Here is an 11,737-nt window from a genome sequence, read left to right on the forward strand (position 1 = left end):
AGATTTGTGCCCTCCTACCTAATTGGAGATTTTGCCTTTATCAATTGACACAACCAAGCCGATTTGAGCGCTATTTGTGCAATACCGACTCATTTTGGCTTGACGGATTTACAGTCAGGTTTTAATGCATACCTTTTATCCCCACTTAGTTTTACCCCGAATACTAAAGCCTTAAGATTCAAAATCCTCTTGCCACCAATGATCAACAATGTCCTCAATTAGTTCGTAATCCGAAGTAATTTGTGCCGCATATTCGTCATCGATTTCGACACTATGACCAGCCAAAGCACTAAAAGCACCTTTATGTCCTCCTTTGCCACACTTTCTCAGATGCTTTGAGCCAATATTTCTAAAACCATGCGGGTTTAAAAAACATTCTTGTCCGAACAACGCCTTAGTCGCTCTCCCAACGGCTCGGGAGACTAGACCCGTAATGCAACTGAGGTGGTCGTCGTCATAAGGTTTGGCAAAACTGCCCGGTCGGTTTCCTCCTAAGCTAAAGAATACATAATCGAAAACCAAAGCATTAGCTGCCGCCTGCTCCCAGTAAACAATTCGACTTTTCAGACCGTTCAATTTTTTGTTGAGTTGAGCGATGTAGTTTTCTTGATTTTTAATCGGCTCAGACATCAACCCATTCTCAGCTTGTTCGAGGCGCTTTTGTAGCTGTTCTATCTCACTCTCTTTACGTCCCCAAAACGATAACCAACTCTCTAAACTCTGGGGAGCTTCTATCGCCATAGGACGGATAATATTGAGCCATGTATCTAAATCTTGAGTTAGAATGGAGGGCAGTGGGTAGTAACGAAATTTCCCAGTTTTATTGAAGTTTTTGTGATTTTTGATTCGTACAGCATACCGCTCTACTCCAAGAGAATCTTTGACCTTAATCAGAGTACTACCTACCTGTAACTTGCGAAGTTCTTCCTGTCTGACTGGAGCGTAAACGAGAATTTTAACCATCAAGAAAACTTGCCAAGCTTCAACGAGCGCCGAGAGGCGACGTTTATTGCCGCTATTCGATAGCTTGGCGCAGCAAGAATACAAATACTGGGCGACACGGCGAGCTTGAGAGTGGTTAATTTCCCGGTTCGACCATTTCTTTTCATCGAGTTGGGGTTTTTGCTCTCTATACGACTCCGTGTACCCAGCCCGCAGCGCTTGCAAACTGACAACTACAGGAATATCCGACCAATCCCGGCGAGTTGATTGCTCGAATGATAGCCACTTCGCGACCGAAATGGCAGCCTGCACGAGCTTTGCCGCTTCGCTATGACTACAACCTCGCTCCGTCAGGAGCCAATCAGCATAGTCTTGTAAGAAAATTGGGTCAGTGAGCAGCTTTAGGCTGAGTTCTGAGAGGTCGTAACCTTCAATGTGAGTACACCAGCCGAAGAAGCGACAAAAATTACCGCTATAGCGTCGCAGGGTTGAAGCGCTAATTTTGATTATCTTGGGTTTTTCAAAGCCATGTCCTGCTGAGGCAGCAAGATTTCTTCGTTGTTCTCGTTTGAGCCGCCGTTGTTCTTGGCTATGCTTTTGATTTTCAGTAATTGGAGGCGACTCATGAGGGTCTTCAGGTAATGATGAAGATTCAAGCCAAAACCTTTTCCAAGCTTCCAACTCGCTGAGAATATGGTCTGGTAGTTCCTCCTTTCTAAGCCCATATTGCCGTTCCTGTCGCGTACAAGTCGGAGGCTTGCGGCCATTAACCCGGACGTGAGCTGGCGCTTTAGCAGGCAGGGGTTGCGGAAACATCTCAAGATACCAGGTTTGCTCTCGCATCCAGGCGAGAAATCGTCCCAGTGCTGAGGAATAATTTCCTTTCGTACTTTTTGATAACCGTCCCGCTGCTACTGCCGCGTCAAAGTTATTTTCAAAAATGTCCAAAATTGCATCAGGGCTGAGTCGATTAATTGGCAAGCGACTACAGTATCTTTTAAACTCTTGAGCTTTGAGTTTATCGGGGTAAAAACTGGAGTCAACTTCGGGAAGAACATGCCATCTGAGAGCGGTCTGTAGATGTTTGATGATTTCCGGATAGTCTTGGGCATCTTGGCTATGCTTAAACTCCGAAATAGTTGACATTAAATTTCGCTGATTTTTCTTCATGATTTTTGCTTCTTTTAGAAACTAGGTACGAATAAATTGAAAACAAAGTGAGGGGTACCACACAACTTTTGCGCGAGTTCCATCGAAGCAAAAGCCGAAAGCTATTGCTGCACAAGAGTTATAATGATTTCAATGAATTAGAGTTTCGTACTACTAAGAGTACGAACTATTAAAGAGCCTCCTAACTAGCGGATTGGAGAAAAAACTTGAAAAACTGAGGTGGAAATTGATTGAGAAAACCACTGATGAAGCTGTGACATGGTTCAACGATTATTGTCAGAGGATAGCGCTTGGAAAACTAAAAAGGTCGCCGAGCCGTTGTTAACAGCTATGGCGACCTTTCGGTTGGAACCAACATCTAGTATTTCAATTAATTTCTCAAATACTAACTAGATTTTCCCAAAAAGGCAAGGCTTTTTCTAAGAACTTTTCCGGATATTGGAAAAGGCGCTGTCCGGTTTTGGGGAGAGCGCTTCCAAGGTGGAAGTGACTAATGGTTGCCCCAGCGACAGCAAGCCGCGTTTGGTGTCGTACTCAATGGGTGAGTGACCTCCCCAATTATCCGCTGTATGCACACTGAACAATTCTGGTGTTTGTGTTGGCACCAAAGCCACCGGAATTTTTTCTCCCGACGCGGTTACTACTAGGTTGTGCGTCGGCTGGAAGCGACTGGGTGTTTCTTCAGTGTTGCTGTGCTTCCCGGCTATCTTGTGGGATGGAGTGATTGAGCGCTTGGGCTTTTTAGGTTGGGACTTTTTTGGATTAGTCGTGGCTTTAATCGTCTTGGGTTTGGGAGGACGACACTGTTCGCAGTACAGCGGTCTAGAGCCGAAAGTTTCCCGCACGGTGGGTGCAGAGCATTGCTTGCAGATGAACTTGAAGGTGCGGGTGTGAATTAGTCGGTTGTGAGCTTGTACCGTGTACTCTTTAACAAAAACGTACTTGCTAGGCATAGGGAACACACAATTCGATGATTTAAAAGCAGCAAGCCACTAGTAATTGGTGGTTTTTACTAGGCTAGAGGAAGATAGTCTTTCCTTAAATACCTGCAACCCAGAACGCTCCTGCCCAATGACCCAACAGTTCCAACTCTCTCCACCTCCCGACGACCTACGCACACCCTTGGTGCAGTTAAAATCTCACTACCTGCAGCAGGTTCTTGAGTACGAAAAAAAGCTGGCGCAAGCTTTAGACAAGTTGGCGCATGTCGAAGCTCTATTAGAAGGATGGTCAAGCGTTGAAGAACTGCCACTAACCACGGAACTACCACACCCGGAGCCAGCAACTCCAACCCCGACAGCTTTTAGCGCTGCTATCAAGAGAAACGTGGAGAGCGATGAGGGTGATGTTGCCCAAAAAGATAGCTCCCTCATGTCTTGCAATGGTCATGTCAGTAGTGCCGTCAACAACAGCGCCCTTCAAGCTCATCAGGGGAATGGTGCCAAATCCCACCACACCTCAATAGAAGAGCCGTCTTCTCCAAATCTGTTAGAGCGATTCCTTGACACCCTGAATACCTCGACCCGTACCTTGCTGAGTTTCTGTGTTGACTCTGGTGGGATAGAACTAACCGACAAGACTGTTGGTGGTAAGACTTTATCTTTGGAGTGTCCGAACGAGGCCGTGTTTCGCCGCCTCAAGTTGAAGTTACCCGGTTTGGCATCCTCGTGGAATCGGTTCGTTGGTGAGGATGCCCGATTTGTGGTTTCAACAGCGAGTCATCCTCTCGACACTAAGCTCTTGTCCTGGTCAAAAGAGGATTTAGCTCAAATGGAATTAGTTGTGGATAAAGTGTTTGAAATCCTGGGAGTGACTTACACCCAACTTTCACACAGAGGACACTCTTGGTTGGTGATTGTGCCCAACTCGGTGCTGACTCCGCCATGCTGTGAGGACTCACCGTTTGGGGAGCCACATCTTCCACCAACCACTACCAACACACACATCAATGGCAGCCGCAACGGTAGTACTTCCTCGGACGGGGTAGAAGAGGTCGAAATGCTCCCCACTTATCAGGGTATGAATCAAATAGAGGCGCTCTCACTTCTGTTAAGCGAACATTCGGGCACGGTGCTACACCTTGAGTTTATTGTGCGCTCTCTCTACGGGGAATTAGAACCCTCACTCTTGAAAGTCATCAAGAATCGAGTCGGGAGTAGCCTGAAGCAGGGGGTAGAGCAAAAGTTGTGGGCAAGAGTCGCTGACTCCCCTGGTTGCTACACCTTCGATTTAAGCTTGGTGGAACCCGCAGAACCCCCACAAGTCACGCGCTCCGGTAAGGGTCGCTTGTCTCATCGTCAGAGAAAGAGTTCCTTCTTCAAGCTTTCTTCCCTGATGCTGCCAGCGTACCGAGGGCAGTCGCTTAAAACCGCCGTGGCTTCTGTGATAGAATCTCAGCCCGGAAAAATCTATTGTATAGATGACTTGATGGCGCTGTTGTTTGGCAGTGTGGAAGCAAGCCAAAAGGGTCGAGTCCGGGACGCGGTAATCAAGGGGCTTTCAGAAGGGAAGCTCCAAGGGCGCTTTGAAAGCGTACCGGATTCTAAGGGCTGCTACACGCTTTCAATTAGTTTACTCGAAGCGTCTAGCAGCACAAGGCAGCCCTAGATGAGCTTGAGGCTCAAAGACAACTTGGCATGACAACAGGCTTGGCTAGTGACGAGCGCCAAGCGTGCATTGCACTCTTCCAACAGAGTTTTGGGAGCAAAGAACATGAAACGAAGAATTATAACTGCCGCCATCCTGTTGACCGCAACATCCTCAGCCTGTACGCAACCGCTCTATGATACGAACTATGGCAAGCATCTTCAAGCGCAGACGTTAGCGAGAGTCGCTGTCGGATACGCAGAAGTTGGACACAAAGAGAAAGCCTCACAGGTTTTAGCCGAAGCGCATCAGAGTGCCAAAGCTATCAAAAACAATTTAAAAGAAAGTACATTGCTTGAGGTGGCTATGAAGTACGCACAAGCGGGGCAATACGACCAAGCTCTTAAAATTGCCAAAGCAATCAAGGATGACGATGTCACAAACTTCTGGTTGGATAAGATTGCTGTCGAAGCAGCGGAAGTGGGGCAATACGATCAAGCGCTTAAGGCTAACAAAGCCATGCGGGATGGTGCTGTTAAACCTGATACTTTAGCTAAGGTCGCACTTCATGCCGCCCAAACGGAGCAATACGACCGAGCGCTGCAAATCGCAAAAATGATTGAGTTTGACGAGACTAGAGCCAAAGCGCTGGTTAAGGTCGCGAACGAGTATTCACGAGCGGGACAAAAGGATAAAGCCTTACAGATATTAGACCAAGCCCTTGAGGAAACTAAAGCAATGGAGGATGGCACGGCTTTCAAAGCCGATGCCTTAGCTGAGGTGGCTGTCGGCTATGCACAAGCGGGGCAAAAGGATAAAGCCTTGCAAATACTAGCCCAAGTCCTTCAGGACACCAAGGCAATGGACTGGAGTTATATTGTTTTAGCTGAGGTCGCACTCAAGTATGCGGAAGTAGGACAAAAGGGTAAAGCACAGCAGATATTATCCGAAGTCCTTGGGAGCGTTCCCGACGGTTCTTTGAATACGCTCGCCGTAATCTATGCCCAAGGAGGGCAACCAGACCAAGCCTTTGAGATTTTCAAATCTATCAAGAATAACTCTGACAAACCCGATAAGGTAATTCATGGTAGTAGGTCCTACGATGCGTTGACTGAGATCGCACTCATGTATGCAAAAGTGGGGCAATACGACCAAGCGCTTCAGGTCACTAAGGCAATTAAGTACACCGTAAATAGAATGCAGGCGTTGGCTGCGATCGCGGTTGAGTATGCCAAAGCCAGGCAATACGACCAAGCTCTTCAGGTTGTCGAGTCCATTAAATCTGTTGATGATGGTGGGGAATTTTTCCAAGCCGAGGCGTTGGCTGCGATCGCCTTGCTGTGTACGAAAGCGGAACCAGCGCATCAAGCGTCGCAGATATTAGACCAAGTCCTAAAGGTTGCAAAACCCATTGAGGATGAAGACGACAAAGCCATTGCGTTGGCTGAAATCGCCAGTCAGTATGCAGTGGTGGGACAAAAGGATAAAGCCTTGCAAATATTAGACCAAGCCCTTTGGAGAGCAGAAACAATAACAAGCCGGAGAGTTGTTGACTTGGGACTATTTCGATTCACCCTCTAGACAGGAATTTGGGGAGCAAGGTAGTAGCTCGGCTCTAGGATGTTAGTAAAGCTGAAGCCGACCGATGAAGTGGAGTGAACTAGCTATTATCGGGGTGTCGCCATGAAACTAAGAATCTTACTTGCCGTAGCACTGCTGACCACCATAGGCTCAGCCTGTTCTTCTGCGGTTAATTCAGAATATTTAAAGCAAGCCCAAGCTGATGCGTTGTCAAGGGTCGCTGTCAAGTATGCAGAAGTGGGACAAAAGGATAAGGCAGAGCAACTATTAGCCCAATCCCTTCAAAGTGCCAAAGCCATTGAGAGTTTTGAGCGCAAAAACATTGCCTTGTCTGAGGTGGCTACCAAGTACGCAGAAGCGGGGCAACCCGACCAAGCCCTTGAGATTGCAAAAACAATCAATAGTAGGGAGGGTGACGGTTCCAGAAACAAGGCGTTGGAGAAGGTCGCTATCCAGTATGCCCAAGCGGAGCAATATGACCAAGCCATTCAGGCTACAAAAGCAATCAAGGATGGCTATGACAGAGACATTCCATTGGCTAAGCTCACTGATCTGGCTGCAAAAGCTGGACAATACAACCAAGCGCTTCGGGTTATAAAAGCGATGCAGGAAACCTCTTGGAAAGCCGATATGTTGGCTGAGGTTGCACTCATGTATGCCCAAGCGGGGCAATACGACCAATCTCTGCAAGTTGCCAAAATCAATAAGTTTGATGACAGTAGCCGAGCCAGGGTGTTGACTGAGATCGCTAACCAGTATGCACGTTCGGGACAAAAGGTTAAAGCCGAGCCGTTCCTGGCAAAAGCCCTTCAGCTTGCTAAAACCAATGATACGTTGAGTGAAGTCGCACTCAAGTATGCACGATTAGGACAAAAGGATAAAGCCTTAGAGATATTAGCCCAAGTCCTTCAGCGCGCTAAAAAAGCCATGCCAGGTCACAACAAAGCCGAGGCGTTGGCTGGGGTTGCACTCATGTATGCCCAAGTAGGACAAAAGGGTAAAGCCGAGCAGCTCTTCGCTCAATCCCTTCAAATTGCCAAATCCATCAAGGATGATAAACAGAGCAAAGCCTATGCTTTGACACAGATTGCCTTCAAGTATGTGGAAACGGGGCAATATGGCCAAGCCCTTCAGGTTACCCAATCCCCTGATATCGATTTGACTCACAAGGCCGAAGTGTTGACTCAGATTGCTGTTAAGTATGCCGAAGCGGGGCAATTCGACCAAGCCCTAACAGTTGCCCAATCTATTGAGGGGCTTGGTCCCTTAGTCAATGGAATGAGGGAGGACTGTCGCGGCATCAAAGCCAATGCATTAACTCAAGTCGCTGTCAAGGCGGCGGAAGCAGGGCAATATGATCAAGCCTTTCGGGTCGTCAAAACCATTGAGGAGTTGTATGACTCTCACCAAGCTGATGCCTTGGCTAAGATTGGAGATAGGGCTACGCAAGCCGAACCAGCGGCAAGAGCCGCGCAGGTATTAGCTCAAGCCCTTCCGATTGCTAAATCTATCGAGGCGGAAAATATTAAAGCTGAGGCGTTAGGTGAGATTGCAACACAGTATGCAGCAATAGGACAAGCGGAAAAAGCCTCGGAGATATTAGACCAAGCTCTTTGGAGCGCCAAACAAATAGGTGTAATAGGTAATTTATGTAAGCTAGTGAGTTGTACCTTCCCGATCTGAGTTTGGGCAGAAAGGGATCGTAAATTATACAGTGTCTTCTTACATCAAAAATTGCTTTAAAAACGTGAGCGCTGGTTGAGTGGGTGAAAATTAACCAGAGCAACACTATTAGCAAACTTTATTATTCAATCTCAAGAGTTCGAGTTAGTTCTCAATAACCTCGGAAAAATCAGTAGCCGATAACGTCGTTTTTTCGGAATTAGCTCTATCAACAATATAGCGTCATTACAGCCATTCTTCTACTTCCGCGACTGTGAGTTATCGGAAGTAAATACCGTGGATTGACGTGTGATTGATAAGTTAGTGCTATGACTGGCTAGCTGTCGGAAGGAAATAAGCGAAAACTACCACTTTGACTCGTACCTCTATCTTTGTATTAAGTTTCGTTACTTACTAGATAAAAGTTCTGATTGACGCTGAGGAATTAAGGCGGCACACCAATAAGCTTTAAGCAAGACATCTGAAGAGAGCTAGTTGTTGGTTAGTTACTTCCAAACCTAGGACATCAATCAGGGATATGAGTATGACGGCTTATCTTCTAAGGAATTGGCAGTTAGGGGTAGTAGGGTTTTTGACAATTAGCGGAGTACTCACATCTGGAGCCGACCATACCTTAGCTCAGATTACACCTGATGCTACTTTGGGTGCTGAAGGTTCTGTTGTTACTCCCAGCGTTGATGTCGGTGGTCAGACAGCAGATCGGATTGAGGGTGGCGCAACACGAGGTATAAACCTGTTCCACAGTTTCGATCAATTCAATGTGGAAAACGGACAACGGGTTTATTTAACCAACCCGATTGGGATAGAGAACATCCTGACGCGGGTAACAGGTACTAACCCCTCCAACATATTGGGAACGCTCGGTGTCACTGGCGGCAATGCCAACCTGTTTCTGATTAATCCGAATGGCATCATCTTTGGAGCGAATGCCAGTCTGGATGTTGGTGGTTCATTTACAGCGACGACAGCCAATGCTATTGGGCTGGGCGAGACAGGACTATTCAGCGCCTCTTCCCCTGCAACAAGCAATCTACTTACAGTGCGTCCTTCGGCACTCTTTTTTAATGCTGTTGCGGCTGGGGAAATTGTCAATCAATCACTTGCCCAAAGCTTGAGCGGGCAGACTAATTCATTAGGTGGCTCTGTTGGGCTACAGGTGCCAACCGGTCAAACTCTGGCGCTGATTGGGGGGAATGTGGCGATTGAGGGAGGGAACCTGACGGCAGCAGGAGGAAGAATTGAACTGGGCAGTGTGGCTGGGGTTGGAGAAGTTAGCTTAAGTGAGATAGGGAACCGTTGGCTGTTCGGGTACAACAACATTGATTCGTTTGGGAATATCCGGTTGGAAGGTGGAGCGTTTGTAGATGCTAGTGGAGAAGGGGGCGGTGACGTTCAGCTCCAAGGCGCTCAATTGGAGATGACTCAAGGCTCGTTGATTTATGCCGACACCTTGGGTTCAGGGGATGGGGGAGAGATTCTTGTTCGCACAACTGAGACAGTCGCTCTTAGCGATGGCTCGCGAATTATAGCCGATGTTCTCGGCTCAGGAACTGGGGGGGACTTAACGATTGCCACGGGGCGGTTGCTGGTGCGCGATGGGGCAGTGGTATCAACTGGTACTAGAAGCACCGGGGAGGGAGGGACGTTGAGTGTTACCGCCTCTGATACGGTTGAGGTGATTGGCAGGACAGCCGATGGTCGGTTGGGTAGTGGCTTGTATGCTCAGACCTCAGGTGAAGGGGATGCTGGCGACTTAACAATTGCCACGGGGCGGTTGCTGGTGCGCGATGGAGCACAGGTATCAGCCAGTACTAGAAGCACCGGGGAGGGAGGGACGTTGAGTGTTACTGCTTCTGATACGGTCGAGGTGATTGGAGAATCAGCTGATGGCCGGGTTGCTAGTGGCTTGTATGCTCAGACGGAAGGTGAAGGGGATGCTGGTGACTTGACGATTGCTACGGGGCGGTTGCTGGTGCGTGATGGGGCACAGGTATCAACTGGTACTAGAAGCACCAGGAAGGGGGCGACGTTAAGTGTCACTGCCTCTGACTCCGTTGAGGTGATTGGTAGGTCAGCCGATGGCCAGTTTCCCAGTGGCTTGTTTACTCAGACGCAAGGTGAGGGTGATGCGGGCAACTTAACGATTGCGACAGGGCGGTTGCTGGTGCGCGATGGGGCAGTGGTATCAACTGGTACTAGAAGCACTGGGAAGGGAGGAACGTTGAGTGTCACCGCCTCTGACATCGTCGAGTTGATTGGCACCTCAGCCGATAGTCGGTTTCCCAGTGCCTTGTCCGCTAATACGTTAGGTGAGGGTGATGCTGGTGACTTGACGATTGCGACAGGGCGGTTGCTGGTGCGCGATGGGGCACAGGTATCAGCTGGTACTTTGAGTACCGGGAAGGGAGGGACGTTGAGTGTCACTGCCTCGGACACCATCGAGTTGATTGGCAACTCAGCCGATGGTCGGGTTCCCAGTGGCTTGTTTACTCAGACGCAAGGTGAGGGTGATGCTGGCAACTTGACGATTGCTACAGGGCGGTTGCTGGTACGCGATGGAGCACAAGTATCAACTGGTACTAGCAGCACCGGAAAGGGAGGGACGTTGAGTGTCACCGCCTCGGACACCATCGAAGTGATTGGTAGGTCAGCCGATGGTGGGTTTCCCAGTCGCTTGACAGCTCTAACCACGGGTGCTGGCAATGCTGGTGACTTAATAATTACTACTGAGCAGTTAACTATCCGCGATGGGGCTGAAGTCAATGTGAATAGTACAGGCACAGGAATTGCAGGCGTACTCCAAGTTGAAGCTGACACTATCCGTCTCGACAATCAAGGAAAAATCAGGGCTGACACGTCGGGTGGGGGGGGGGATATCAATCTTTCTACAGATGATTTGATCTTACGCCGAGGCAGCAGCGTCAGCACCAACGCCAGAGGAAGCAATATCACTGGCGGTAATATCACCATCAACACTGACAACTTAGTTGTCGTTCCACAAGAAGATAGCGACATCAGTGCCAATGCTGAAAATAGCTTTGGCGGTCGAGTAATTGTCAATGCTCAAGGCATCTTTGGCACTGAGTTTCGCCTACAAGACACACCCTTAAGTGATATCACAGCCTCTTCTGAGCTTGGTGCTCAATTCAATGGTCTCGTAGAACTCAACACGCCTGATCTCGACCCCAGTAGAGGCTTGGCTAACCTGCCAATAGAAGTAGTCGATGCCTCCAACCAGATTGACCAGACTTGTGCGGTTGGTAGGGGAGAAGCCGGGAAAAATGAATTTATCATCATCGGACGCGGTGGTTTGCCATCCAATCCCTACGAGATGCTTAGTCCGGATGATGTTTGGGAGGATGTACGTCCCCCATCAGGATTTAGCCGCCGTAGGAATTCTCAACCCGATGCAGCAAGAATCGTCACTCCCCAACCCACAACTAGCAATCCAAAACAGCAACTAGTGGAAGCACAAGGATGGGGGATTAATGACAAAGGTCAGGTCGTTCTCACTGCAACTGCCTCCACTACCACACTTCATAATTCTGGGATTGGGTCAGCTACTTGTCCTTCTATCTAGGGTTCACTAAATTTCTGAACAATTTTTGAGAAGCTGACGCAGATACAGATGGCTTTGCTTAATCTTAGCCGTGTGGCAGCCAGTCTTCAGGAGGGTAATACTTGTTCGCTCAACTTATATCTCCAGCCCGTTTGCTTTTCTAAGTAGGGCTTGCTGCACAAAGCCGAAACCCTTAGCCATCAATAGTTTAAGCGG

6 protein-coding genes are annotated in these 11,737 nt (G+C 48.4%); 4 read left to right on the top strand and 2 right to left on the bottom strand.

Annotated elements, in window-relative coordinates; all coding sequences use genetic code 11:
* Window positions 1-171: 171 nt before the first annotated feature.
* Window positions 172-2,112, bottom strand: coding sequence for a site-specific integrase (locus tag AC5JL3_RS10000; RefSeq protein ID WP_496074349.1), 1,941 nt, complete (start codon window positions 2,110-2,112; stop codon window positions 172-174).
* A gap of 419 nt (window positions 2,113-2,531) precedes the next feature.
* Window positions 2,532-3,065 carry a hypothetical protein gene (locus AC5JL3_RS10005; RefSeq protein ID WP_496074350.1) on the bottom strand — a complete coding sequence of 178 codons (534 nt, stop codon included), beginning with the start codon at window positions 3,063-3,065 and terminating at the stop codon, window positions 2,532-2,534.
* A gap of 49 nt (window positions 3,066-3,114) precedes the next feature.
* On the opposite strand from AC5JL3_RS10005, the gene AC5JL3_RS10010 reads away from it, so the two are divergent.
* The 4 genes from AC5JL3_RS10010 (at window position 3,115) to AC5JL3_RS10025 (ending at window position 11,542) form a co-directional block, all read left to right on the top strand.
* Complete coding sequence (locus AC5JL3_RS10010; protein WP_496074351.1) at window positions 3,115-4,719, top strand: hypothetical protein; 1,605 nt, start codon at window positions 3,115-3,117, stop codon at window positions 4,717-4,719.
* A gap of 105 nt (window positions 4,720-4,824) precedes the next feature.
* Entirely contained in the window at window positions 4,825-6,279 is a 1,455-nt protein-coding gene (locus AC5JL3_RS10015) for a tetratricopeptide repeat protein (RefSeq protein WP_496074352.1), read from the top strand.
* 102 nt (window positions 6,280-6,381) lie between these two features.
* Window positions 6,382-7,962: a tetratricopeptide repeat protein gene (locus AC5JL3_RS10020; RefSeq protein WP_496074353.1), complete on the top strand. Its 1,581-nt coding sequence runs from the start codon at window positions 6,382-6,384 to the stop codon at window positions 7,960-7,962.
* A gap of 523 nt (window positions 7,963-8,485) precedes the next feature.
* A complete protein-coding gene (locus tag AC5JL3_RS10025; protein ID WP_496074354.1) occupies window positions 8,486-11,542 on the top strand; it encodes a two-partner secretion domain-containing protein in 3,057 nt (1,018 codons plus the stop codon).
* Window positions 11,543-11,737 lie beyond the last annotated feature (195 nt).

The sequence above is a fragment of the Symplocastrum torsivum genome (assembly GCF_059505465.1).